Raw genomic sequence first — 23,999 nt, 5'->3', positions numbered from 1 at the left:
GGATGACCCTTCGTGGGCTGATGTCTTTGTTGTGCCTGTGTAGCGTTTCAGCGTTCGCGCAAACGCACCCGTTCACCGACGATCTGGGCCGCGTGGTTCAGGTTCCCGATCACCCAAAACGCATTGTGTCGATGCACGATCTCGATATTACCATTCCGCTGATTGAGCTTGGCGTGCCGCCGGTCGCTAGCCACGGGCGAACTCGTCCGGATGGGAGCCACTATCTGCGCTCCAGCGCGATGCTGACCGGCGTCGATTTTGACAACAGCGATATCAAATTTATCGGCACCGCTGATATCGACCTCGAAGCGGTGGCGGCGGCTAAACCTGACCTGATTATTACCGAACCCAACCGCAACGTGCCGATAGAGCAGCTGGCGAAAATTGCGCCGACGGTCAGTATTGACCATCTGTTGGGCAGCGCGCCGCGCATTTACGGCAAGCTGGCGGAATTGACCGGGACGCAGGCGCGACTGGCGATCCTTAATCGCCGCTATCAGACGCAAATCGAGCAGCTCAAACAGACCATCGATACCCATAAAATCACCGTCTCGGTGATTCAGGCCAATAACGGCAAGGTGACGGTGCATCACTCCTATCATTCGCTGGGTCGCGTACTGCGCGATGCGGGCTTCCGCTTCCCGCCGCTGATTGAGGGCATTCCTGATGGTCAGCGCATTGACGTCAGCGCTGAACAATTGCCGGAACTGGACGCCGATTTCCTGTTTGCCACCTGGCGCTCGGATACCGGCGGTAAACCGCAGGATGAACTCAACGATATGGAAAAAGTGATGCCGGGCTGGTGCGATTTTATGCGGGCGTGCCACACCGGGCATTACATTCTTCTGCCGCGCGATGAAGTTATTTCTAACTCTTATGCCTCGTTGAATTTGCTGGTGGCGGAGGTGCAATCGCAGATTGCCGGCCGTCCATTGTCTAAGGAACCGAAATGAGCCAGACGTTGATCCGTAAAGAAAAGCGCCGGGTCGATCTGTTTGGCGAACGCCTGCGCAGCCGCACCAGCCAGCTTTCACCGCGCCTGTTGGCCGTCGCGCACTGGATAGACGATAACCGTGAAGCGGTGCTGGACCATACGGCAATGGAAATCGCTGCCGCGACGCAAACCTCTGATGCCACCGTCGTCCGCGCTATTCAGGCATTGGGCTTTGCGGGGTTGCGCGACCTCAAGCAGACCATGCAGCACTGGTTTGGCCCGACCATTACCTCGTCGGAAAAAATGGCCTCGACGGTGGGGGCGCTGACCAGCGACGTGAATTCAAGCATCGATTTTGTGCTGGAAGGGCATCAGCGCGCCTGTGAAATGCTCGCCAGCACCAGCAACCGCGCGGCAATAGCCCAGGCGGTGGCGCTGCTGGGTGATGCGCGGCAGGTCGCGCTGTTTGGCATTGGCGCATCGGGGATTTTGACCGATTACACCGCGCGGTTGTTTAGCCGTATTGGCCTGCCGTCCTGCGTGCTTAATCGCACCGGCTTTAGTCTGGCCGAGCAGCTTATCGCGCTACAGCGCGGCGATGTGCTGATTATGATGGGACAAAAATCGCCGCACCGGGAAGGGCTCACTACGCTGCGTGAGGCGGAGCGGTTGGGCATTCCGACGATTTTACTCACTCAGGCTACCGATTCGCGCTTTAGCGATATGGCGCAGGTGGTTATCCACGTTCCGCGCGGAGAAAATGGCCGGGTGCCGCTGCACGGAACGGTGATGGTGTGCCTGGAGATGCTGGTGCTGTCGGTGGCGTCGACGCATTCCCAGCGTACGCTGCGGTCGATGAAGCGAATTAATGATTTGCATAAGGCGATTGGCAAGTCTGGGGGGCGGAAAGGGGGGTAGCATAAACGTTGCTGATGTGTTGCCTTTTCAGCGGTAGGCCGGATAAGCAAAGCGCCATCCGGCAGTGTCCCGCAGAATGCCGGATGACGGCGTTGCCTTATCCGGCCTACAGGGAACTGTTATCAGAAAGTTACTAAAAAGCGGCGGCGCTTAACCATTAACCAGTTGCTTTTCTGCCGAATAATCATCACGCTACCAAAAAGACCGAACATCTGAGGAGAGAGACATGAACGCACTGCCCGTGGTAGCGGTACTGGGTTTAGGCGCAATGGGGCACGCATTTGCCGCCAACCTGCTGAAAAAAGGCTTCACGGTATACGGCTGGAACCGCACGCCGGGACGCGGCGACGACCTGGTCTCCCAAGGTCTGGTTCAGCGTGAAACCGCCGCTCAGGCGGTGAGCGACGCGCAGGTGATTATCGCTATGCTCACCGACGGCGACGCCACGCTGGCGGCAATCCGCGCCATTGCACCATCCTGCCCACAGAATGCAACCTTCTGCCAGATGGGAACCATCGGTATCCAGGAAACGGCCGACGCCATCGCGCTGCTCGAAGCGCTTCGCCCCGATATGCTCTACCTAGACGCGCCGGTTTCCGGCACGAAAGCCCCGGCAGAAAACGCCCAGATTCTGGTAATGGCCTGCGGCGACCAACAGCGCGCGGGTGCCGCACAGCAGGTCTTCGATGCCATTTCTCGCGGTACGCAGTGGTACGGCGACGCAGGCAACAGCCAGAAGATGAAGCTGGTTATTAATGCCTGGCTGATATCGATGATGCAGGGCGTTGCCGAAAGTATGCAGCTTGCCCGTCAGTTTGGTTTCACGCCGGGACAACTGTGGGAAACGCTGGACGGTGGACCGCTGGCTGCGCCGTACGTGAAGGGCAAGCTGGAGATGATCCGCAAAGACGATTACACCCCGCAGATGCAGCTTCAACATGCGCTGAAGGATGCGCGTCTGGCGCTGGCGAACGCCCCGCAGGGCACGATGCCGATGATGAGCGAAATCGTCGAAATGTGGACGCAGGCGTCGCAGAGCGGGCTCGCCGAGCAGGATCTGGCGGCGGTTTATGCCTGGCTTGATAACGCGCGTCAGGCATAAGCACGAAGAGAGGTGAAGCATGGAGTGGTTACGCCAGCGCATTGAACGCCAGGTGCTTGGCCTGACGGGAATGGCGCTCAATGAAATTGACTTTGAGCACCCAGCGGGCGAACCGGGGCTGTTTGGCCCACAGTCGGCTATCTGGCCGGTGCATGGCGACTTCACCTCAATGCTCTGCGGCGGTATCAGCGCCTTACTCTTGCAGATGCTTCATCCGCTGGCGCTGGCAGGCGTGTGGGATCACTCCTCCTTTCGGGACGATATCTTCGGCCGCCTGCGCCGTACCAGCCAGTTTATTTCCGCCACAACGTTCGCCACTGAACCGGATGCCGAGCGGCTGATTGCCAAAGTGAGAGCCATTCACGAACGGATAAACGGTCTGGACATCGACGGCACGCCTTACGCCGCTAGCGACCCTGATTTGCTCACCTGGGTTCACATTGCTGAGTGCAGTTCGTTTATGGCCTCTCACCTGCGCTATCGCCGGGTGGTAGTGAGCCCGGAAAGGCAGAGCCAATATTTTATAGAGTCGGCAACTATCGCCGAGCGGCTGGGAGCGCGTAACGTACCGAAAACGCCGCGGGCGGTAGCCGATTACCTTCACAACATGCGGCCTCAATTGCGCTGCGATGCGCGTACGCAGGAGGTGGCTCGCGTGCTAATGACCACCCGGCTGCCGGGAAGGCTGGCGCAGCCCGCGGGCACAATTTTAATGAAAGCGGGGATAGACCTGCTGCCGGATTGGGCGCAGGAGATGCTGAATCTTCGTTTGAGCCCGTTAGAACAGCGTATTGTGCGCGGTGGGGTTCACACCATTGCAGCGGTACTGCGTCGTTCCGTGCGTAACGGTGCTTATCACTGTGCGATGCGGCGGGTCAGTTCGTCAGCATAAAAATTCGGAACGTCGCTTTGTCGAATGGCGTTGGCGACCTGCAGAACATCATAATTCACCGTTTGTATCGTGAGCGAGAGCACCCCTTCCCGAACCTCGCCTGAAAGCCAGCTTGCCGGCGGTTGGCCCGGTTTGATGCGACCCGCGGCGCCGGGGTTAGCAAACAGCAGCGGTCTGCCCTCTGGCGTTTTAATGGTTCTGACGTGAGCAAAATGGGTATGCCCACAAATCAGCGCGTCAACGTTTTGTAGCTGTGGGAAGGCCAGCAGGGTGTCCGTTGGCGTATCGCCGTAAAGGTATTCGGACAGCGAGCGCGGACTGGCATGCACCAGTAGAATGCGCAGCGGTAGCTCCAGCAGTATCGAAGCAGGCAGTGACCGCAACCAGCGGCGGTTTTCCGCCGTGATCACCCGTTTGCTTAAGGCAATGGCGTCGACGCGGGCATCGCGCTCCTCAGGGCTATGTTTTGCCATCGGCGTGACCGGTTCGTTGCAGGCAACGCGCTGGTCGTGATTACCGCGCAGAACCGGTATCTGACGCTTGCGCAGCCGCGCAATCACTTCATTGGGCCAGGGGGCAAAATCGACCACATCACCCAGACAAAACATGCGGGTAATCCCGTGGCTGTCAATATCGTCAAGCACGGCGTTGAGCGCCGGCAGATTGGCGTGAACATCGCTAAAAATGGCAAAACGGCTACACATGGTATTTATCCATCAACCTCTAAGATGCCTGTAGCATCGGCGTTACGGCGACCATGTTCAATTCTTCATTCGGGGATTATTATTAGGTAAAACCTAACAATCAGGAACCGTCATGGAGCTTCGACATCTACGATATTTTCTCGAAGTCGCGAATACTCTGCATTTTGGTGCGGCGGCGCAGGCGCTGGATATTGCGGTGCCGACGCTCTCCGTGCAGATAGCCCAATTAGAGCGAGAGCTGGGCACGCCGCTATTTGTGCGCACCCAGCGACGTGTGCAGCTCACGCAGGCTGGGGAAACGCTGCGTGATGAAGCGGAAGCCACAATCCGCCAGGCCGAGCAGGCAAAGGCGAGGGTGCAGAGCGTGGCGCGGGGTGAACGGGGGTATCTGCGTGTCGGGTATGTGTCGTCGACGTTGTTGTCCGGAGTGTTGAGCTCGCTGTTTAATGGCTATCGCCAGCAATACCCCGACGTCGCCGTCGAGGTCAGCGAGCTGCCGATGGAAGGGATGGCGGCGTTATTGGTGGAAGACAAATTGGACGTCGCGTTGGTGCGTGGCCCGCTGGCGTTACCAGCCGAAGTGACCCATCTGTCGCTGTATCATGACCACTTTTGCCTGGCGCTAAGCGACGGCCACCCGCTGGCGCAGAGCGTGACGATTGCTCCGCAAAGCCTCCGCCAGCAACCCTTTATTCTGCCGGAACAGCGATCCGGCACCGTGGAGGTGGCGAAACGCGGCGGCTTCACTATTGAGCACGCCCGACGAGCCGGGGCGCTGACCGAGGTGCTGGCTAACGTGTCGCTGGGCAACGGCGTGGCGGTAGTCCCGGCGGTGATGGCGCAGACAATCAATCTGCCGGGCGTGTGCTACCGGGAGATTGCTGGTGATGCGATACCCTCGGTGCTGTGGTTGCTGTATCGCAAACGGGAGCGCACCGCAGCGATTAAGAAACTCGTGGCGCTCGCGAAAGCGCAGACATAAAGTTGATTTTAAGTGACGTTGTCACTTAAATAATTTTTACTGTCGACTTACGATTGAAATTACATATGATGGGAAAGGTATTCATCAGGAGAATTGGCATGACGAAAACGCTTTATATCAGTGACCTTGACGGCACGTTGTTGAACCGCGAAGGCCAGTTTTCTGACTATACGCGTGAGGCGCTGCGCCGCTTTGATGAAGCCGGGATACTGTTCACCTGCGCAACGGGTAGAACGCTGAGTTCAGTATCGATGCTGCTCGGCGAGGCGCGTTTTACCTGCCCGGCGGTGCTCAGCGATGGCCTGCTAACCTTCGATATGGAACGCGAGGCGATTGTGCAGGCTTCCGCGTTGCCACAACCGTTGATTGAACAGGTCGCAACGACGCTTGATGAGCACTCGCAGGAAGGTTTTCTCTACTGTATTAAGGGCAGTCAGTATGCGCTGTTCTATACCCAAGTGCGCACTGAATTGAGCCAGCGTTTTCTCAACAGCAAAGCGCCGTTTCTTGGCGACAATATCTTCCGTATCAACACCTTTACCGCGTTACCTGAAGGGTATTTGCCGCTCTACTATGTGCTTTACGATAAGCAACAAACCCTCGCGGGGTTGCAGCAGCCGATTCATGCCATTCCTGGTGCTCACAGCCTGCTTAACCGTGACGTCTACTGCGCCGAGCAGGATATTTATTTTATGAATATTCTCACCGATACCACTTCAAAGCATTCGGCGGTGCATGACCTGAAAATGCGCCTGGGGGCAGATGAAGTGGTGGCTTTTGGCGATAACTTTAACGATCTGCCGATGCTGAAAAGCGCCGACCGTTGCTATGTCCCGAATAACGGTATTGCAGAAGCGAAGGCGGCGGCGACGGAAGTGATTGAGGATTGCTGGTTGGATTCCGTGGTGCGATTTATCGAGCGCGAGCAGGGGATTCAGATTTAGTTTCTCCTCAACCAGCAACATTTTGTAGCCCGGCCGAGCGCAGCGACGCCGGGAAAGGCACCCACCGCACATAAAAAAACCGGCCCTCAGGCCGGTTTCTGCTATCAGATTTTGCAGGCATCGCCGCAATCATCGTCGGCAACAATCGCCTGCGCTTTCTTGTCTGCATCGTCAAGACGCTCCGCGTTACGCTCTTGCGCTTCTTCCAGTCCGTCAAAGACCAGATTATCGAGATCAATTTCCATCGCTCACCTTTGCTCACTCTGTTCTACAATTGTCACAGTATATTGCAAAAATGTTGATTGATGTACCCGCATCTGGACCCGCACACGTATTCAGCACGATCCGGTCGTAATGAAAAAAGAGAGATGGCTGAAGTGTGACGGCGCGCAAAGGGAATACGCACGCAGTGTTCAAAAAGTAACTGATAACAGGCGAATACTGGAAACAGTAGAGCATATAGCCTTGAAAACGAGTATCAGAACGGAGGGATATGCAATGCAACAACAGGATCAACAAGCGTTAATGAATTTTGATTTTTTGGCCCGCAGTTTTGCCCAAATGCAGTCGCGAGGCCACCCTGTAGATATTTGCGCGGTAACCGGCAATATGAACGAGCAGCAAAGAACGTGGTTCTGCGCGCGGTATGAGTACTACCTAACGCAGGCAGAAAGCGTAAAGCAACAGGTACTTGAAGCGTGTTAATCATTAACGGGCCGGGCGGCCCGTTTTTCATACGAAGCGGGCACAAAATGTGCCCGTTGTTGTTTCTGATTAACGTGCTTTTTTAGGAAAGACCAGCAGCGCCACAACCGGTGAAATCACCATCAGGGCGAAGACGTAGGTAAAGCCCACGCTAAAGCCGCCGGTCAGGTCAACCGACCAGCCGATAAGCTGGCTGTTGATGGTCGCCAGCAGGAAGGTACAGACCCAGAAGGTTGACATGGCGTAGGTGACGGTCTGCGTGGTGGCGTTTTTGAGCCCCTCTTTAGGAATTGAGAAGATAAACGCAAACCAGGTGGCGAAGATACCGCCGGTCAGGAACGAACAAACCAGAATTACGATGTCGTTGGTGGCAAATAGCATAGCGAAGGTGGTGATGGCCATAAAAATACTGGAGATAAACAGCCAGTTTTTATAGTGATAGCCGCGGTTTTTAAAGTAGGGCCCCACCAGCGCGCCCAGCATGATCCCCACCTGGTTTACCGTACCGCTCAGATGCGCGTGCGAGTCCGCCGGTAGATGCGCGTATTTGGCGTAGTAAAGCGGCAGGAAGGTGAACATAAAGACCATCATGATCATCGCCCCGGCATACTGTGCAATCATCCCCCAGACGATACGGCTGAAAACAGCCTCTTTCAGCACCGCCATTTTACTCTCGCGGCTCAGATTCGCGGTATTGTCCTCGCTGCGCTCTTCGTCAGTAAAGCACAGCATCCATATCACACCCAGTAGCAGCGTGATAACGCCATAGCCCGCCAGCAGATTACGCCAGCCGCCAAACAGCGTCGACAGATAGCCCGCCAGGGTCAGCGCAATAATGGTGCCGATGATGTTCGAGGTACAGTTGATGCTGTTAAGCGTTGCCGCCATTTTGTTATCAAAGAAGCGGGCCACCGTCGGCACCAGGGAAACCAGACACACCGCGCCACCCAGACCACCGAGGAAGCGGATAATCAGCAGTAGCGTGAAGTTATCAATAAACGGAATAAATACCGATACCCCAATCATCACGCAACCCAGCAGGTATGACTTCCGGGTGCCCATACGGGCAACCAGCACCGCGGTGCACACTGCGCCCACGATTTTGGCCCACAGAATCACGTTCGACATCAGCGCCGCGTGCGAGACGTCAACGTTGAAGTCACTCATGATCTGCGGCATCACCGAGCCGGTCGTGGCCCAGGCAGCGCCAAACACCATGTAGACGGCATAGAGTACGAATTCAATGGTCCATTTTTTCACGCGCGAGCCTCGCTGATGCTCAGTTCAACCATCTCCAGCAGCATCTCGCTTGCCAGACGCAGAGATTCAACCGGTAAAAACTCTTTGGTGGAGTGGAAGTTGTGGGCGCCGGTGAAGATATTGATGGTTGGGAGGCCCTTGGGCGTGATCACGCTGCCATCGTAACCGCCGCGCATAATCAGCGGTTTTGGCGTAATGCCGAGGTTATGCATTGCCCGCTTCACGTTTTCGAGAATTTCCGGCGACCGGTCGAGGCTTGGCTTCACGTTGTCGTAAATATCATTCAGCGTGATGGAGACCCGCTCGTCGCCCCAGCGCTGCTTGAGGTCGGCGACAATGGCTTGCAGCGTGGCTTTACGTTGCCGATAGCCATCGATTTCAAAATCACGGATGGCAATATCCAGCGTCGCGCTGGCGGTGTCACCGCTTAGCTTATGCGGCCAGTAATAACCCTCGCGGCCTTCGGTGTGCTCTGGGCGCTCTTTTGGCGGCAGAGCGGTAATCACCTCGGTGGCGATGCACAGCGCGTTCACCAGCTTACCTTTGGCGCTCATCGGGTGGGCGGTGGTGCCCTTCACCGTAATCTGCGCGCTACCGGCGTACCAGTTTTCAATGACGTATTCGCCCACGCCGCAGCAGTCGAGGCAAATGCCGAAGTCGGCGTTAAGTTCAGCCACATCCAGCGCTTTCGCCCCGCGAATACCTATCTCTTCGTCCGGCAGCAGAACCAGACGGACATCGCCGTGCGGCACTTCCGGGTGAGCAACCAGATATTGCAGCGCTTCGGCACCGGCGGCGATAGCCGCTTTATCATCGGCGCCTAATAGACTGGTGCCGTCGGTGGTGATGAGATCCTGACCAACGTAGTCCAGCAGCTCCGGGTGATTGTCCGGGGAGAACACCTCGCCGCTTCCCGGCAGCACAATGGCTTTACCGTCGTAGTGGTTTACGCGCACCGCATGGGTATCGCCGGTATGGTCCGGCGCGGTGTCGAGGTGAGCGAAGAATACGATGGAAGGCGCGTTGGAAATATTCGCGGGAAGGGTAATCGTGGTGATGGCGTTATCTTTTATCTCAACGGAGACACCGGCATGATGGGCAAATTGACTGACAACATGTTGGGCGAGTTTAAATTGATTCTCACTGCTTGGTAAATTCTGGCTAGTGGGGACGGAGGTGGTGTTGATTAAGGTATATTCGAGAAAGGTTTTTGTTATTTTGTCGCTATCAATTCGTTTTTTCATTACGATCTGCCTATTATTTGGTTACGTAAAGAAACACTTTATTCACATCTTTATGGAAGGGATAAAAAGCTTCTTGCCGTTCTCTCTTATGCAACAGGAAACGCTTGCGTGATGGGGTGTTGTATTATTTGTCTTGCCAGACAACACCGTTATTAATAGCACATTGTGAGGGTATGTAAAGTGGTCGGTTGGGAAGCCGGAGGGCTTGCTCCCCACGGTGTAGGGAGCGAAATAAGAATTATTTAAAACGATCCCACGGAATAATATTATCTAACAATACGGACAACAGAATTCCCATCAATAAGCCATTACTTAACAGCGGACGAATAGTCAGGGGAACATCCTGTAAATATGCGGGAGGTAGCGCCATTAAAAATAACCCGGTAAATAACGGCAGTGCCAGACGATAAATATTGCGTGAAGTGAATTTCACCTGCTGGCTGAATACCAGGCTGGAATAAAGCAACGGCAGATAAGACACCAGCATGACCGCGCTACTGACCCCTAACGGGATGGCGCAGAAGAAGCGCGAAAGCGGCGTAATAATGGCCACCAGCAAAAACAGCAACGAACCGTAGAAAAATGACTTTCGGGAGCTATCGCCGGTCTGGGTTAATAAGCCCACGGAAGAGACGAACGGGGAGAACGGGATCACCGCCAGCGGGACGGTGACGAGCGTAATAACCCCGGAGACCACAAAGCTACGGCGGTAATGGGCGCTGGTAGCCGGGCTTTGCGGATAAAACACATCGGTGCCGCGAATGGCGCCGTAGGTATTACTGATGTTGACCAACCCGGTCATGACCGCCGTGAGGATAATCCCCGGTGAGAGCGTACCGTGACTACCTAAGGGGAACAGCTGCCAGTGCAATTCGCCAAAGGCGACCGTTGATGCACCAAAGCACAGGCGCCAGACCAACCAGCCAATCACCGTGCCAATCAATAGCGCATAGCGCGAGATGCGCTGAGGCAGAAAGACAATCAGACCAATCACGAAGAACATCACCGCGGCGGAAACGCCGAACGGTGCCAGTTGAAGGCTAACGTCAGATTTCGCAATGCCAAACGGCAGCCCCAGCATTCCCTTGAAGAAGATGGCGGTAAGCTGTGCGCCCAGCAGCAGCATAAACGCGACCATCACCGTTGGGCTAAACAGACGAGCCAGGCGGTTGCCAAGCCCGCTGACGCCGATAAGGATGGTCAGCACGGCAGAAATCGCGATGCCGACGGCCAGGCTGCTGGCAATGTCGTTCAGCGGCGTACCGCGAGAGGCTTCCGCTAGAGTGATAGTTAAAATTGTACCCCACCACAAGCCGGTTGGGCCTTCCATAATGGCGCGACGGTGGCCGAAAAATACCTGTAACAGGCAGGCCACGGCGGTGCTGAGAAACGCATACTGCGTCAGCATCAACAGGCTACTCATTGGTAGATGGAAGGCGGAAACCAACGTCGGCGGCACCACCACGGTATTGCAGAAAATAAAGAAGAACCACTGAAAACCGGATAACAGATTTTCGCGATGAAACAGAGACTTCGGCATAGGGCACACCTGCAAATAAACGCTACTGTAGGGTTTTTTGTCGCCTAACGGACGCTCCAGGCATTAACGGCCTGAAAATGGGAATGAAATGCCGAAAATCCGGCATGAAATGCATTATTTGTGTGATGAATATATAAGCTATGAACTATGCTGCAAACTCCGCCAGGCTGGCAACGGGGAAGTATAACCTGCTGTCCTGGCGGAACGTTTCCAGCAGGTATTCAACGGTCGCCTTAACGCGCGGCGCCACCAGCGCCCGGTGCGGATACTGAATCACCATTTCGTAGCTGCCGGTATCGTGTTGGCCAAAAAGCAGCGTTTTTAGCTGCCCGCTTTGCAGGTGCGCCAGCGCGTGGTGTACGCCGACCTGCGCGATCCCAAGCCCCAGCAGGGCGGCCTGAAGCTGCGCTTCCGGGGCGGACAACGTAACCACAGCGGCGTCCGGTTCAAGGGTTATCAGGCTGCCATCGGGGCCGTGGAAGTTCCAGGGGGACACTTTGCCGCCGAGAAAACGGCGGGCAATCAGATGATGGTGTTTTAGCGCCTCGGGCGTGGTCGGTACGCCATATTCCGCAAGGTAGCCCGGGGAGGCCACTAATACCATATTCATCAGGCAGACCGGACGGGAGATTAGCGACGAATCGACAATACGCCCGCCGCGGATGGCCAGGTCGTAACCGTCGCGGACAATATCCGTCACCCGATCGTCAAAATCGACTTCCACGGACAGGCCCGGATAACGCTCGCGAAGTCCGGGAAGGGCGGGCAGTAGCTGCTCGCGGCCAAAAGCGGCGCTGGTGGAGATGCGCACGTGGCCCCGCGTTTCCATTTTTCCGGCAACCACCGTATCTACCGCGGTATCCAGCGCTTCTACGGCGATTCGCGCCTGCTGGAGAAAGAGGGTGCCTTCTTCGGTCAGGCTGAGCTTTCGGGTGGTGCGGTTCATCAGCCGTACCCCAAGCGCCTGCTCCAGCCCGGCGATGTTTTTACTGATGGCGGCAGCGCTCACCCCCTGAAGCCGTGCGGCGGCGGCAAAGCTACCGGCATCGGCGGCATCGATAAAAGAGGTAATGGCGCGCACGCGCTGTGAGAGATCCATATCCGACTCCGGTCGCGGGTAAATAACCTTTATTATTAACCTTGAGTTGAAAGTGTATCAACTATAGGCGCTATTAAAGTTATCAATCTAACGTCGCATACTGCTTGTCATTCGAAGTAAACACGACAAGGTAATCGATATATGAAAACGCTGGTGATTGTTTCACATCCCTATTTCTCTCAGTCCCGGGCGATTCACGCCCTACAGGAAACCGCCGAAGCGGCGGAAAACGTGACGGTACGTAATCTGGAAGCGTTGTACGGCGATTCTCCGGATGCCATCGACATCGCGGCAGAACAGTCGGCCTATGCCAACGCCGATCGCGTGGTATTCCTCTATCCTACGCACTGGTTCAACCTGACGCCGATGCTTAAAGCGTACCTGAATGCGGTCTGGACCTACGGCTGGGCGTTTGGTCCCGGCGGTGAGGCACTCAAAGGGAAACAGCTGCAAGTCGTGACCACGGCGGGGGCGAGCGAGTTCACCTACTCCCATGACGGCCTACTCAACAGCACGATGGAAGAGGTTCTCACGCCCATGAAAGCCAGTGCACTCTACGTGGGTATGCACTACCGTCAGCCGTTGGCGTTCTATGAGGTGGCGGCGCGCAATAAGGACAAACTGAGCGAGTTCCAGACGCGATTTGCCGCCGAGTTGCGCACGGCATAACAAAAGGAAAAACAAGATGATAAAACGTCAGCTAGGGCAAGGGCTTGAAGTCTCAGCGCTATCGCTTGGCGCAATGGGCTATGGCAAAGCCCGCGAACTACCGGATCGTGCACAAATGATCGCGTTGATTCGGCATGCGGTTGCACAGGGGATGGATTTTTTCGATACCGCTGAGGTGTATGGTCCCTGGACTAACGAGGTAATGGTTGGCGAAGCGCTCGCGCCATTTCGGCATCGGGTCAAAATCGCCACCAAATTTGGTTGGGATATCGATCAGCAAACCGGTGAGCATCGGGGCGGCGTTAATAGCCGCCCGGAACAGATTCGCCGCTCGGTTGAAGGAAGCCTGAAACGTCTGGGTACCGACTACATTGACCTATGCTACCAGCACCGCGTTGACCCTGACGTGCCAATGGAAGAGGTTGCTGGCACGGTACAGGATCTGATTGCCGAAGGTAAAGTGCGCTGGTTTGGCATGTCGGAAGCCAGCGCCGAATCCATTCGCCGGGCTCACGCGGTGCAGCCACTCGCCGCGCTGCAAAGTGAATACTCCCTGTGGACGCGCGAGCCGGAGAGCGAGATTTTGCCGACGCTGGAAGCGCTGGGCATTGGGCTGGTGCCTTATAGCCCGCTTGGCAAAGGCTTTTTGACCGGCAAGATCGATGCGACAACGGTGTTCGACAGCAGCGATATTCGCGCCCATACCCCGCGCTTTGCCGACGCCGCCCGCGCGAGTAACCAGCAGTTGATCACGCTTATCCGCCAGATTGCCGACAAACACGCCGCCACGCCTGCACAAGTTGCGTTGGCGTGGTTGATGGCGCAGAAACCGTGGATCGTGCCGCTCTTTGGCACCCGCAGCCAGACCCGATTTGAAGAAAATATTGGCGCGCTGGGCGTGTCGCTGGATGCAGAAGATTTACAGCGCATCGTGGATGCCAATATTGCAATTCAGGGCGAGCGCTACCCGGCAGAGGTCCTGCGCTTCTCAGGTCGTTAGTAAGACTATTAATGAAATTGATTCATAGGCCAGTTCTGAATTTACGCCCTAATCATCCTAATACCAACGCTCTATACTTTCCCCATTTACCCGTTTATACGGGAGCCTCAGGGCTCCCTTCGGAGATGCCACGATGCAAAACCCACTGAATACCCGCCAGCTGGCGATAATCCCGATTGCGGCCCTGACCGCCAGCGGGGATATGACCCGACTCACGACGGCACTTCACGAAGGCCTCGATGCCGGTCTGACCGTGAATGAAATCAAAGAAGTGCTGGTACAGCTTTACGCCTACTGCGGTTTCCCGCGCAGCCTGAACGGCCTTGGCTGTTTTATGTCGGTGATGAACGCCCGTCAGGCTCAGGGGATTAAGGATGAAGCAGGGAAGGACGCCACCCCAGCCCCTGCGGGATGGGATAGCCTGACCGCCGGGCGCGATACGCAGACTGCGCTGGTGGGCCGAGCCGTCAGCGGGCCGCTGTTCGATTTTGCTCCTGCTATTGATACCTACCTGAAATCGCATCTGTTCGGGGATATTTTCCAGCGAGACGTGCTGGACTGGCAGGCACGCGAACTGGCGACCATTTCAGCGCTGGCGGCGATCCCTGGTGCAGAAAGCCAGCTCAAAAGCCACTTTGCTATCAGCCAGCATAACGGTATTACCCCAGAGCAATTCCACGCGTTTATTGCGGTGCTGGCAGCAAAATGCTCGCCGGATATGGCGGCGAATGCCAATGCGGTGCTGGCGTCATTTATAGCTGAAATGGTCGCGTAGTATTTGCGTAAGCAGATCAAACACCAGTCGAACGCGCGCTGGGAGCAGCGGCAGATGCGGACGGAATATATAAAGCTGCCACGGCTGATAGTTCAGGTCCGGCAGCAGATTCACTAGTTCGCCGCGCTGCAGGAACGGGCGCACGGAGATATCCGCCAGTTGGCTGACGGTGCGCCCGGCAAGGGCTGCGGCAAGTTCACTGTCGATATCGAAGGCAACCAACGCCGGGTTCGTCGGGAAGAAGCTATTGTCGTTGGCAAACTGCCACGGCCAGACGCGCCCGGAGTTGCTGTTGCTAAGCGCGCTTAGCGGGTAGTGGAGTTGCAGTGTTTTGAGGTCGGCTGGTTCGCCCAGTCGTTGAATTAAAGACGGCGCGGCGACAATCTGCACGCCAACCGGGCGGATGGTTTTAACGATATAGCGGTTATCCGGCACCGTCCCGATGCGAATGCCAATATCAATCTGCTCATCAATAATATTCAGATGCCGACCGGTGTTGTGCCATTCAATGGTTATCTCCGGATAGTCCATCAGTTGATGCAGAAGCTGGCAGAGGATCTCCCGGTTTTCAAACAGCGGCGGCAGCGTGATACGCACCTTGCCTGCCATGGTCTGCTCATTGCGCCGCTGGCCTTCGGTAAACAGCGCTTCGCTTTCGGCGAGCAGCCGTTCGGCTTTGGGCCAGAACTGCTGGCCAAACGGCGTGAGTTTGATCTGCCGGGTATTGCGCAAAAACAGCATCTCGCCAAGCTGGCTTTCCAGTTCCGCGATTCCGCGGGTGACTTGCTGTGGCGCGAGCCCTAGCTGTGTTGCCGCGTCGCGGAATTTTAGCGTTTGTGCGGCGGTGCAGAAGATTCTCAGCGCATCGAGTTTATCGAGCATGGTATGGGCCTGAAAGAGATGAGGGGTGCTTGCTATTATATCCAAAAATGGAATTCTGAAAGCAGGATAAATTCATATACCGGTAATAATCGGCGGCGGATAATAGCCTCATTGAAACGCGGGCGATAACGCCTGGCGGCATAAATATTAACGATTTTCAGGGGGATTTATGGTTCAGCGGACATGGCTTATTACGGGCGTTAGCAGCGGTTTTGGTCGTGAGATGGCGCAGCAGCTGCTGGCGCGCGGTGAGCGCGTCATCGGTACCGTGCGCAGTACGGCGAAGGTAGAAGACCTGCTGGCCGCATGGCCGGAGACCTTCAGCGCGCCGGTACTGGATGTCACCGATAGCGCGGCGCTGCGCCGCGTGGTGGATGCATCCTGGCAACGTTTTGGCCGCATTGATGTGGTTATTGCTAACGCGGGTTACGGCCTGTTTGGCGCGGCGGAAGAGCTGAGCGACGCGCAGGTGCAGCAGATGATTGACACCAACCTGCTGGGCTCCATTCAGCTTATTCGCAGCGCGCTGCCTCATTTGCGGGCGCAGGGCGGCGGACGCGTGATTCAGATCTCTTCTTACGGCGGCCAGGTCGCGTTCCCGGGTAACTCGATGTATCACGCCACCAAGTGGGGCATCGAAGGGTTCGTTGAGTCAGTGGCGCAGGAAGTCGCGCCGTTTGGTATCGGGATGACCATCGTTGAGCCCGGCGGCGCGCGTACTGAGTTCCGCTACGGTAGCGCGCAGGTCGCGACCCTGATGCCGGAGTACGATGCGACACCGGCGCATAGCTTCCTTAAAATGCTCGACCCTGCAAATGGTCAGGCGCCGGGCGACCCGGCACGAATGGCGACACGTATCATTGAAAGCGTGGAAATAAATCCGGCTCCGCTGCGCATGGTGCTGGGCTCGCAGGCGCTGCAAAGCACGATTGCGGTGCTGCGTGAGAGGGTGGCCGATTTTGAAACTCAGCATACGCTTGCGGCATCTACCGATTTCCCCGCCGGCGAGTAACCCCTTCACCGGCAGCGACGCGCTGCCGGTTTCTTCTTTTTTCAGGATATTATGAGTCGAACAGAGCATTCTGCACCGAATAAGCGTGCCGCCACTTCCGGCGTCTTCTTCATCGTCATTCTTGGCGCGCTGATGGCGTTTACCTCCCTTTCTACCGATATTTACCTGCCTGCAATGCCGATGATGGCCGCGCAGCTAAAGGGTAACGTCGAGCTGACGATTACCGGTTTTCTGATTGGCTTCTCGTTTGCCCAGCTTGTCTGGGGGCCAATAAGCGACCGTATCGGGCGTCGCATTCCGCTGTTTATCGGCATGGTCCTGTTCGTGATTGGCTCCGTGGGCTGCGCGCTGTCGACCGATATGCCGCAGATTGTATTCTGGCGCGTATTCCAGGCGTTTGGCGCCTGTACCGGGCCGATGCTGGCGCGCGCGATGATTCGCGACCTTTATGCGCGTACGCGCGCCGCGCAGATGTTGTCAACGCTGGTGATTATCAGCGCCATTGCGCCGGTTATTGGCCCGCTATTGGGCGGTCAGATTGTCACCGTTGCCTCCTGGCGGATGGTATTCTGGCTGCTGGTGGTGATGGGGGCGGCGATGTTTATTGCCCTTTGGTGGCTGCCGGAAACGCTGCTGGCGGAAAAACGGCTGAAGACCCCCATCAGCAGCGCTTTTGGCAATTACGGCTCGCTGCTAAAAAACCGTGAATTTATGCGCTACACCCTGTGCGTGAGCTTTTTCTACGTGGCGGCGTACGCCTTTATTGCCGGTTCCCCGTTTGTCTATATCAGCTATTACCACGTCGACCCGCAGCACTATGGCTGGCTGTTTGCGGTGAATATTGTCGGCGTGATGGCGCTGAGCTCGGTGAACCGCCGCCTGGTGCAACGTCACCCGCTGCATACCTTGCTGCGCGTGTCGGCCTGCGTGGCGGCGCTGGCCACCGTTGTGCTGGCGCTGTCGGTGAAAATGCACGTCGGTGGGATGGTGATGATGGTGCTGACCATCTTTATCTTCTTCTCGATGAACGGCATTGTGGCTGCCGCCTCGACCGCCGCGGCGCTGGATACCGTACCCGGAAACATGGTGGGTTCCGCCTCGGCGCTGATTGGCTCATTACAATACGGCAGCGGGATCATCTCTTCACTGCTGTTGTCGGTCTTTAGCGACGGCACACCGTGGGCGATGGCGTGGATTATGATGGCGTTTACGCTGCTGTGTTTTGTGATGGTGATGAAAGGCAAGCGCGGGTAAGACCCTCGAACTCAGACGCGAAAAGCCGTACGGAACATCCGGTTACATATTGATACTAAAATGATTCCGACGGCTAATTATATTCTGTTTTGTATATGGCCATGATGTTATATCGTAACGGAAAAAATCGCGTCTGTTAACCACTCCTGCTATTACCTTTTGTGTTGCAGCCGGTCAGGCGAATCCATTGGGAGCATCGGGGTGTCATTACCGCCATTATTGCAGAAGGGCGCGCAACGTAGCCGTTTGCTTCTGCGTCTTACCATTATCAAAATCTCTCTCGCCGGCCTGCTGATGTTGGTCGGTTTGATTTACGCCTTTCTCTCGATGATTGCGGGCACGGGCATCTGGCTGCCCGCGTTTCGCCTGCTGCTGGCGGTCGTGCTGGTTGCACTGGCTTTTATCGATAACGCCATGCGCTTTGAAAACCCGCCGTCACCTCCGCCGGAGGGCGAGCCCGCGACGGCGGCAAATAAGTGGTTGCCGATACCGCCTGCTCTCCAGACCTGGTTGACCTATTTTCAGCAAAACCTGGCGATAACCGCCACGCTGTCGTTGCTGGCGCTGGCGTTTGCTATCGCGGGTCTTGCCGACCGAAGCCCCGCCAGCGAAGCCGATACGGCAATCAGCCGCGTCATTCCCGGAATACTGCTGGCATTAAGCTTTGGCCTGCTGGTGATTGAGCGCACGATTAGCTTTAAAGCGCAGCGTCACTGGCGCTATCAGCAGGAGTATATCGGGCTAGCGCGAATGATGCTCAGCCTGCTGATTTTGCTTGCTGCAGCGCTGCTGTTGGTCACCTATTCACCGACGCTGACGCTGTGGCTTATCAAGCTGGGCTGCTTGATGATTCTGCTGGTGGCGCTGGAGTATTTCCTGCGCACAATGATGGTGATGGCGTCGCCGCTATCTACAGACCTTGCTCCGCGTTTTCTGACCCGCAGCCTGTTTGCCGTCCAGTACCGTTGGCCGCTGCGGCCGCTGACGCTCATGCTGGATACTCTTGAGCAACGTTTTGGCATCGATCTTCGCCAGGTTCAGGCATTTCGCCTGATGGGGAAAACGTTGCTACCGGTTTTGTTCGGCCTGGCCATTGTGGGCTGGTTATTGAGCGGTCTGACGCAGGTGCCGCTGCATCAGCGCGGTATTTATGAACGTTTTGGCCGACCGATGGCGGTGCTTCCGCCTGGGCTGCACGCCGGGCTACCCTGGCCGTTTGGTCGCGTTCGCGCCGTGGAATATGGAGCGGTACATGAACTGCGGCTGAGCGACGAACCAGAGCAGCAGGCAAGCAGAGATGAGCCCGATACCGCAGAAGGCCCGGCACCGCAAAATAGCTGGCGTCTATGGGATAACAGCCACCTGACCGACCAATCTCAGGTAATTGCCAGCCAGGCGGCGGATAAGCAGAGCTTTCAGATAGTGAATATGGATATTCGCCTGATCTGGCGGGTAGGGCTGACTAACCAGGATGCGTTAAACAGCCAGTATCAGGCGGAGGATCTCCCGGTACTGGTGCGCAGTATTGCCCGCCAGGTGCTGGTGGCGGAATTTGCCAGTAAGCAGCTCGATGAACTGCTTAATGAACAACGCGCAAGCCTGGCGACAGCGCTCAACCAGCAAATTCAGCAGCGCTTAACGGCGCTGCATACCGGCGTCGAACTGCTCTCGACCCGTATTGAGGCCATTCATCCACCGGCGGGAGCGGCCGATGCCTATCACGGCGTTCAGGCGGCGCAAATTGCCGCCAGCGCACGTGTCGCCCGTGAACGCGGCTATGCGGCGACGGTGACCATCACCGCCCGGCAAAATGCGCAAACCCGTGAGAACGGCGCTGAGGCCTTTGCCGCCGAAAATCTGTCGCGCGCCCGGGCCGCTGCGGTGCAGTTTGCCGCGGATAGCCAGTCATGGCAGCAGGCCGGTCAGGCCTTTATTCTTGAGCGTCGTTACCACATTCTCAGTCAGACGCTGGCGCACACGCCGTTATTAATCCTGGATAGCCATCTCCAGGGCACAAATGAACCCGTCCTCGATATGCGCCAGTATCCCGCGCTTACGGATAGCACCGCACCACAGAAGGCCAGCAAACCATGAAGATCCATTCAATCGTTCCTGCGCAGCGTACAGAAAACATTGGCGTGCGTCAGATGCCGTCGCCCCAGCCGCTGCGGCATAAGCGGGCGCTGCGCCTCGGTATTGCGGCCTTTTTACTGACGCTTGCCGTACTGACGGCCTGTTTGCTCAACGTGAGCGCCGGCAGCGCGACGGTCGTCACGCGTTTTGGTAACCCGGAGCGGGTGCTGCTGTCGCCGGGTCTGGCATGGCGTCTACCGGCGCCGTTTGAGACGCCGATTAACGTCGACCTGCGCGTGCGTTCGACCTCCAGCGGCTTACAGGATGTGGGAACCCGGGATGGGCTGCGCGTGCTGGTGCAGGCGTGGGTTATCTGGAAAGTGAAGCCGGATGACAACAATGTGCTGCGCTTTATCCGCGCCGTACAGAACCAGCCGGATGAAGCGGCGCGTCAGATACGCACTTTTATCGGTTCCGCGCTGGAAACCACCACCAGTAACTACGCGCTGGCGGATATCGTCAACGTCGACCGTAACAAGGTCAAAATTGACCAACTAGAGCAGGGGTTGCAGGCGCAGCTGAAAAGCCAACTGCTCAACAGCTATGGTATTGAGGTGATTCAGACCGGCATTGAGAGGCTGACGTTGCCGGCGGTCACCCTTAACGCCACCGTCGACCGTATGCGCGCCGAGCGCGAGACCATCGCCGCAGAGCGTACGGCTGAAGGGAAGCGGCTGGCGGCGGAGATTCATTCTCAGGCGGATCGCGACGGGCGAATTGTGGAAGCGGACGCTTCGGTCAAAGCGGCGACGATTGTGGCCAATGCGCAACGCGACGCGGCATCTATTTATGGCAAAGCCTGGGCCAGCGACCCGCAGCTTTATAGCCTGCTGCGCTCGCTGGATACGCTGAGCACCATCGTTAATAGCAACACGCGGCTGGTGCTGCGTACCGACGCGGAACCGTTCAAGGCGCTGGTACAAAGCCCGGATCAGCTAAACGAGGCCGCCAAACCATGAAGCGCGAATCGCCAACAGCGACGCCCTGGGGGCAGTCGTACCGAATAGCCTTTTTCACGCTGTACGCCGCGGCGATTATTGCGGCCTGCGCGTGGCTGTTTTCCAGTATTTACCAGATAGCGCCTGACAGCCGCGCGATTGTCTATCGCTTTGGTAAACCCGTGCGCGTTGAAGGTGCGGGCCTGCTGTTTGCGTGGCCGTATCCCATTGAACGCGTAGAGCGGGTGCCGGGCGCAGAGCGCATACTGGAGCGCGACGTGCTGGCATTGCAGCGCGAACAGCAGCTGAGCCAGATTAACAGTTGGGATCGGGATAACGACGCTGGGGCGGGGGCGGGCTATCTGTTAACCGGCGATGCGGGCGTGGTGCAGCTTAATGTACGGGTGTTCTGGCGCGTAAGCGACCCGGTGCAGTTTGCGCTACAGCAGCCGCATATTGACCCGCTTATCGACCGTCTGACGGAACGGGCGGCGGCAGTGGTTTGTGTGGGGCGCGATCTCGACTCCATTCTGGTTACCCGCCCGGAGAGTTTGCAAAATGACAGTCGTGCGGCGCAGGAACGTATCCAACTGCGCAGTGATTTTAAACAGGCCATGACGCAAAGCCTGCTGAGGCTTGCCGACGGCGGCAACGATCCGGGGATTCGCATTGAACGCGTGGATATCACCTCATCGCTGCCGGAAAATGCCGTTGCCGCGTTTAACGCCGTGCTGGCCGCCGGGCAGCAGGCGGAGCAGGCCGTTGCCAGCGCCCGCACCGCCGCGGCGCTGCGAAGCCAGCAGGCGCAGCAGCAGGCGGACCGTACGCTCCAGCAGGCCGAGGCGAGCCGTCAGGAGATACTGGCGCAGGCCAACGTGGACACCCAGACCATTAACCAACTTGCCGACGCTCGCCGCGCGGGGCTGGACGGCGGGCTGCTGCAGCGTATCTGGCGCGATAAGGTGACCCGTATTCTGGCGCAGGCAGGACAGGTGATTACCGTCGCACCCGGTGACGATAGCCGCTTGATTTTGCAGGGACTACCGGCTCAGCCTGCCACGCCGACCACTAGTGAGAAACAACCATGAGTCATCAGTGCAGCCACGGGCATATCCATTTCAGCGGCAACCTGCAAACCCCCGAGGAACAGCGGCGGATGCAGCGCCAGCTTACCCTCACGATGATAACCATTGGCCTGCTGCTGCTGAGCTTGCTCTGGCGAGCCATTGCGCCGGATCAGCCCGGCATCAGCGACATTCTCGCCGGCGTGGCCTGGCTGCTGGTGGCGGTGCCGGTTTTCCGTGCCGGATGGCACAGTCTACTGCATCCGGACCTGCACGGCGTGACCGACCTGCTGGTGGTGCTGGCCATGCTGGGGGCCTGGGCGTTAGGGGATTTAATGACTGCGGCGCTGCTGCCGGTCATCATGATTTTCGGCCACATCCTCGAAGAGCGAAGCGTAATGGGAACCCGGCAGGCGATCGCCGGGCTGACTAAACTGACGCACAGTCAGGCGCGGCGCGTGCGTGCAGACGGCGAGGTGGCGTTGATTGATAGCCAGCATTTGCGCGCGGGAGATGTGGTTGAGGTGAGGGCGGGTGATCGACTCCCTGCTGACGGGCGCATCCTTTCCGGTCAGGCGAGTCTGGATGTGGGGCACATTACCGGTGAGTCGGTACCGGTTGAAACCGCGCCGGGCATGAACGTCTTCGCCGGGAGTATTAACCTCAACGGTCTGCTGCGTGTTGAAGTGACCCACACGGGCGACCAGTCGACGCTCGGTAAAGTGATTGCGCTGATGCAGGAAGCCGAGCAGGCAAAACCGCCGATCACCCGTATGCTTGAGCGCTATGCCGGTCACTATCTGATTCTGGTGCTGCTGATTGCGGCGACGACCTGGTTCTTAACCTACAACAGCCAGGCGATGCTGGCGGTGCTGGTGGCGGCATGTCCCTGCGCGCTGGTACTTTCCGCGCCCGCCACCGCGATGGCGGGGATTGCCGTTGCCGCTCGTCACGGGGTCCTGATTCGCAACGCGGCGTTTCTTGAAGAGCTTGCGGATGTTGATGCGCTGATTGTCGATAAGACGGGCACTTTAACCGAGGGGCGGCTTAGTTTTGTCGATGCGCTATTGGTGACCGAGATGCCTCGCGAGCAGGTGCTTGCCCTCGCGTCGGCGCTGGGCGCGACCAGTAATCATCCGGTTAGCCGGGTACTGGCCGAAACCTTATCCGACGCCGGCGGACTCGCGCTTCGTGATGTCGAAGAGATTCAGGGCGTGGGGATTGTGGCGATGACCGATGACGGCGTCGCGCTGCTGGGACGACAGGCGCTCTTTACGCGCTACAGCGTCGAGACAGCACCGTTGCCAGCGCATGAAGGGCCGGTGGTCGGACTGGCGCTGAACGGCGAATTCCTCGGCTGGTTCCTGCTTGATGATACGCTGCGCGCCGAAGCGCCAGCGGCCATTGAAGCGCTAAAATCGTTGGGTATTGACCGTATACAGCTATTGACTGGCGATCGGATGTCCGTTGCTGAGCGCGTGGCGCAGCAGGCGGGGATTGATGAGCTCGCGGGTGAAGCGCTGCCGGCAGAAAAATTGCGTCAGGTTCAGAACATGGTCAACGAAGGCTGGAGACCAATGGTGGTCGGCGACGGGATCAACGATGCGCTGGCCTTAAAGGCGGGAGCCGTTGGCATTGCGATGGGCGGAAACGGCGCGGATATCGCGCTGGCGTCGGCAGACGTAGTGCTTGCCGGTGGCGACCTCAGGCGTTTACCCACGGCGATTCGACTGAGCCGTAAATGCCGCGCCACGCTGCAGGTGAACGTCTTTATCGGCCTCGGTTGGACGATACTGATTGTCGCCGCCGCGGCCATGGGGCTGCTGGGCACCGCCGGGGCGCTGATTGCGGCGGTGCTGCATAACCTGAGCACGTTGCTGGTGTTGCTCAATACTGGCCGGTTGTTGCAGTTTGATGAGACAAACTGAACACAGCACGTGCCTCATGC

The 23,999-nt window shown here is 57.4% G+C and carries 23 protein-coding genes; 16 read left to right on the top strand and 7 right to left on the bottom strand.

Translation table 11 applies throughout. From position 1 onward, the window contains the following. Positions 1-2: 2 nt before the first annotated feature. The 4 genes from ACH1XZ_RS06340 (at position 3) to ACH1XZ_RS06325 (ending at position 3,846) form a co-directional block, all read left to right on the top strand. Positions 3-953 carry an iron-siderophore ABC transporter substrate-binding protein gene (locus tag ACH1XZ_RS06340; RefSeq protein WP_395594841.1) on the top strand — a complete coding sequence of 317 codons (951 nt, stop codon included), beginning with the start codon at positions 3-5 and terminating at the stop codon, positions 951-953. After that, positions 950-1,852 carry a MurR/RpiR family transcriptional regulator gene (locus tag ACH1XZ_RS06335; RefSeq protein WP_395594840.1) on the top strand — a complete coding sequence of 301 codons (903 nt, stop codon included), beginning with the start codon at positions 950-952 and terminating at the stop codon, positions 1,850-1,852. The genes ACH1XZ_RS06340 and ACH1XZ_RS06335 overlap by 4 nt, the downstream gene beginning before the upstream one ends. A 226-nt stretch (positions 1,853-2,078) precedes the next feature. Further along, a complete protein-coding gene (locus ACH1XZ_RS06330; RefSeq protein WP_395594839.1) occupies positions 2,079-2,954 on the top strand; it encodes an NAD(P)-dependent oxidoreductase in 876 nt (291 codons plus the stop codon). 19 nt (positions 2,955-2,973) lie between these two features. Continuing rightward, a complete protein-coding gene (locus ACH1XZ_RS06325; RefSeq protein ID WP_395594838.1) occupies positions 2,974-3,846 on the top strand; it encodes an oxygenase MpaB family protein in 873 nt (290 codons plus the stop codon). Here ACH1XZ_RS06325 and ACH1XZ_RS06320 read toward each other — a convergent pair. After that, positions 3,810-4,550 (bottom strand): metallophosphoesterase family protein, encoded by a 741-nt coding sequence (locus ACH1XZ_RS06320; RefSeq protein ID WP_395594837.1) that lies wholly within the window; start codon positions 4,548-4,550, stop codon positions 3,810-3,812. The genes ACH1XZ_RS06325 and ACH1XZ_RS06320 overlap by 37 nt on opposite strands. Positions 4,551-4,662: 112 nt before the next feature. On the opposite strand from ACH1XZ_RS06320, the gene ACH1XZ_RS06315 reads away from it, so the two are divergent. Continuing rightward, on the top strand, positions 4,663-5,532 hold the full coding sequence (locus tag ACH1XZ_RS06315; RefSeq protein WP_395594836.1) for a LysR substrate-binding domain-containing protein: 870 nt from the start codon (positions 4,663-4,665) through the stop codon (positions 5,530-5,532). Between the two features lie 98 nt (positions 5,533-5,630). Continuing rightward, on the top strand, positions 5,631-6,476 hold the full coding sequence (locus tag ACH1XZ_RS06310) for an HAD hydrolase family protein (RefSeq protein ID WP_395594835.1): 846 nt from the start codon (positions 5,631-5,633) through the stop codon (positions 6,474-6,476). A gap of 104 nt (positions 6,477-6,580) precedes the next feature. Here ACH1XZ_RS06310 and ACH1XZ_RS06305 read toward each other — a convergent pair whose 3' ends face one another. Continuing rightward, on the bottom strand, positions 6,581-6,721 hold the full coding sequence (locus ACH1XZ_RS06305) for a hypothetical protein (protein WP_112205122.1): 141 nt from the start codon (positions 6,719-6,721) through the stop codon (positions 6,581-6,583). Between the two features lie 253 nt (positions 6,722-6,974). Here ACH1XZ_RS06305 and ACH1XZ_RS06300 point away from each other — a divergent pair, with 253 nt between their 5' ends. After that, entirely contained in the window at positions 6,975-7,181 is a 207-nt protein-coding gene (locus ACH1XZ_RS06300) for a glycogen synthesis protein GlgS (protein WP_395594834.1), read from the top strand. 69 nt (positions 7,182-7,250) lie between these two features. Here the strand turns inward: ACH1XZ_RS06300 and ACH1XZ_RS06295 are convergent, their stop codons facing one another. The 4 genes from ACH1XZ_RS06295 to ACH1XZ_RS06280 form a co-directional block, all read right to left on the bottom strand. Next, complete coding sequence (locus ACH1XZ_RS06295) at positions 7,251-8,441, bottom strand: MFS transporter (protein ID WP_395594833.1); 1,191 nt, start codon at positions 8,439-8,441, stop codon at positions 7,251-7,253. Continuing rightward, the gene (gene pepT / locus ACH1XZ_RS06290; protein ID WP_395594832.1) at positions 8,438-9,685 is read right to left on the bottom strand and encodes a peptidase T; all 1,248 of its coding nucleotides are present in this window, start codon (positions 9,683-9,685) and stop codon (positions 8,438-8,440) included. Before pepT ends, ACH1XZ_RS06295 begins: the two co-directional genes overlap by 4 nt. Before the next feature lie 238 nt (positions 9,686-9,923). Continuing rightward, entirely contained in the window at positions 9,924-11,225 is a 1,302-nt protein-coding gene (locus tag ACH1XZ_RS06285; RefSeq protein WP_395594831.1) for a uracil/xanthine transporter, read from the bottom strand. A gap of 145 nt (positions 11,226-11,370) precedes the next feature. Next, positions 11,371-12,324: a LysR family transcriptional regulator gene (locus ACH1XZ_RS06280; protein ID WP_395594830.1), complete on the bottom strand. Its 954-nt coding sequence runs from the start codon at positions 12,322-12,324 to the stop codon at positions 11,371-11,373. A 141-nt stretch (positions 12,325-12,465) separates the two neighbouring features. Here ACH1XZ_RS06280 and ACH1XZ_RS06275 point away from each other — a divergent pair, with 141 nt between their 5' ends. The 3 genes from ACH1XZ_RS06275 (at position 12,466) to ACH1XZ_RS06265 (ending at position 14,768) form a co-directional block, all read left to right on the top strand. Continuing rightward, a complete protein-coding gene (locus tag ACH1XZ_RS06275; protein ID WP_395594829.1) occupies positions 12,466-12,993 on the top strand; it encodes an NAD(P)H-dependent oxidoreductase in 528 nt (175 codons plus the stop codon). A 16-nt stretch (positions 12,994-13,009) separates the two neighbouring features. Then, a complete protein-coding gene (locus ACH1XZ_RS06270; protein ID WP_395594828.1) occupies positions 13,010-13,993 on the top strand; it encodes an aldo/keto reductase in 984 nt (327 codons plus the stop codon). 73 nt (positions 13,994-14,066) lie between these two features. Next, entirely contained in the window at positions 14,067-14,768 is a 702-nt protein-coding gene (locus tag ACH1XZ_RS06265) for a carboxymuconolactone decarboxylase family protein (RefSeq protein ID WP_395595559.1), read from the top strand. Here ACH1XZ_RS06265 and ACH1XZ_RS06260 read toward each other — a convergent pair. Then, positions 14,742-15,650, bottom strand: a complete 909-nt coding sequence (locus tag ACH1XZ_RS06260; RefSeq protein ID WP_395594827.1) for a LysR family transcriptional regulator — start codon at positions 15,648-15,650, stop codon at positions 14,742-14,744. The genes ACH1XZ_RS06265 and ACH1XZ_RS06260 overlap by 27 nt on opposite strands. A gap of 169 nt (positions 15,651-15,819) precedes the next feature. Between ACH1XZ_RS06260 and ACH1XZ_RS06255 the strand changes: the two genes are divergently transcribed. The 6 genes from ACH1XZ_RS06255 (at position 15,820) to ACH1XZ_RS06230 (ending at position 23,979) form a co-directional block, all read left to right on the top strand. After that, complete coding sequence (locus ACH1XZ_RS06255) at positions 15,820-16,662, top strand: SDR family oxidoreductase (protein WP_395594826.1); 843 nt, start codon at positions 15,820-15,822, stop codon at positions 16,660-16,662. Between the two features lie 51 nt (positions 16,663-16,713). Next, on the top strand, positions 16,714-17,916 hold the full coding sequence (locus ACH1XZ_RS06250; protein ID WP_395594825.1) for a multidrug effflux MFS transporter: 1,203 nt from the start codon (positions 16,714-16,716) through the stop codon (positions 17,914-17,916). Positions 17,917-18,117: 201 nt separating this feature from the next. Beyond that, entirely contained in the window at positions 18,118-20,010 is a 1,893-nt protein-coding gene (gene hflK / locus ACH1XZ_RS06245) for a protease modulator HflK (RefSeq protein ID WP_395594824.1), read from the top strand. Beyond that, on the top strand, positions 20,007-21,008 hold the full coding sequence (gene hflC, locus ACH1XZ_RS06240) for a protease modulator HflC (RefSeq protein WP_395594823.1): 1,002 nt from the start codon (positions 20,007-20,009) through the stop codon (positions 21,006-21,008). Before hflK (ACH1XZ_RS06245) ends, hflC begins: the two co-directional genes overlap by 4 nt. Further along, positions 21,005-22,075 (top strand): protease modulator HflK, encoded by a 1,071-nt coding sequence (gene hflK, locus ACH1XZ_RS06235; RefSeq protein ID WP_395594822.1) that lies wholly within the window; start codon positions 21,005-21,007, stop codon positions 22,073-22,075. The genes hflC and hflK (ACH1XZ_RS06235) overlap by 4 nt, the downstream gene beginning before the upstream one ends. Continuing rightward, positions 22,072-23,979, top strand: a complete 1,908-nt coding sequence (locus ACH1XZ_RS06230) for a heavy metal translocating P-type ATPase (protein WP_395594821.1) — start codon at positions 22,072-22,074, stop codon at positions 23,977-23,979. Before hflK (ACH1XZ_RS06235) ends, ACH1XZ_RS06230 begins: the two co-directional genes overlap by 4 nt. Positions 23,980-23,999 lie beyond the last annotated feature (20 nt).

This window comes from Kluyvera chengduensis, from assembly GCF_044197065.1.
Classification (GTDB): domain Bacteria; phylum Pseudomonadota; class Gammaproteobacteria; order Enterobacterales; family Enterobacteriaceae; genus Kluyvera; species Kluyvera ascorbata_C.
This window is presented reverse-complemented; position numbering and strand designations above follow the sequence as displayed.

Excerpts from the sequence above, each read along its gene's own strand:
- ACH1XZ_RS06315 (WP_395594836.1), top strand. The coding sequence starts at position 4,663 with ATGGAGCTTCGACATCTACGATATTTTCTCGAAGTCGCGAATACTCTG.
- ACH1XZ_RS06250 (WP_395594825.1), top strand. The coding sequence starts at position 16,714 with ATGAGTCGAACAGAGCATTCTGCACCGAATAAGCGTGCCGCCACTTCC.
- hflC (WP_395594823.1), top strand. The coding sequence starts at position 20,007 with ATGAAGATCCATTCAATCGTTCCTGCGCAGCGTACAGAAAACATTGGC.
- ACH1XZ_RS06340 (WP_395594841.1), top strand. The coding sequence starts at position 3 with ATGACCCTTCGTGGGCTGATGTCTTTGTTGTGCCTGTGTAGCGTTTCA.
- ACH1XZ_RS06275 (WP_395594829.1), top strand. The coding sequence starts at position 12,466 with ATGAAAACGCTGGTGATTGTTTCACATCCCTATTTCTCTCAGTCCCGG.
- ACH1XZ_RS06230 (WP_395594821.1), top strand. The coding sequence starts at position 22,072 with ATGAGTCATCAGTGCAGCCACGGGCATATCCATTTCAGCGGCAACCTG.
- ACH1XZ_RS06320 (WP_395594837.1), bottom strand. The coding sequence starts at position 4,550 with ATGTGTAGCCGTTTTGCCATTTTTAGCGATGTTCACGCCAATCTGCCG.
- pepT (WP_395594832.1), bottom strand. The coding sequence starts at position 9,685 with ATGAAAAAACGAATTGATAGCGACAAAATAACAAAAACCTTTCTCGAA.
- ACH1XZ_RS06300 (WP_395594834.1), top strand. The coding sequence starts at position 6,975 with ATGCAACAACAGGATCAACAAGCGTTAATGAATTTTGATTTTTTGGCC.
- ACH1XZ_RS06330 (WP_395594839.1), top strand. The coding sequence starts at position 2,079 with ATGAACGCACTGCCCGTGGTAGCGGTACTGGGTTTAGGCGCAATGGGG.
- ACH1XZ_RS06270 (WP_395594828.1), top strand. The coding sequence starts at position 13,010 with ATGATAAAACGTCAGCTAGGGCAAGGGCTTGAAGTCTCAGCGCTATCG.
- ACH1XZ_RS06260 (WP_395594827.1), bottom strand. The coding sequence starts at position 15,650 with ATGCTCGATAAACTCGATGCGCTGAGAATCTTCTGCACCGCCGCACAA.
- ACH1XZ_RS06280 (WP_395594830.1), bottom strand. The coding sequence starts at position 12,324 with ATGGATCTCTCACAGCGCGTGCGCGCCATTACCTCTTTTATCGATGCC.
- ACH1XZ_RS06325 (WP_395594838.1), top strand. The coding sequence starts at position 2,974 with ATGGAGTGGTTACGCCAGCGCATTGAACGCCAGGTGCTTGGCCTGACG.
- ACH1XZ_RS06335 (WP_395594840.1), top strand. The coding sequence starts at position 950 with ATGAGCCAGACGTTGATCCGTAAAGAAAAGCGCCGGGTCGATCTGTTT.
- ACH1XZ_RS06255 (WP_395594826.1), top strand. The coding sequence starts at position 15,820 with ATGGTTCAGCGGACATGGCTTATTACGGGCGTTAGCAGCGGTTTTGGT.
- ACH1XZ_RS06305 (WP_112205122.1), bottom strand. The coding sequence starts at position 6,721 with ATGGAAATTGATCTCGATAATCTGGTCTTTGACGGACTGGAAGAAGCG.
- hflK (WP_395594822.1), top strand. The coding sequence starts at position 21,005 with ATGAAGCGCGAATCGCCAACAGCGACGCCCTGGGGGCAGTCGTACCGA.
- ACH1XZ_RS06285 (WP_395594831.1), bottom strand. The coding sequence starts at position 11,225 with ATGCCGAAGTCTCTGTTTCATCGCGAAAATCTGTTATCCGGTTTTCAG.
- ACH1XZ_RS06310 (WP_395594835.1), top strand. The coding sequence starts at position 5,631 with ATGACGAAAACGCTTTATATCAGTGACCTTGACGGCACGTTGTTGAAC.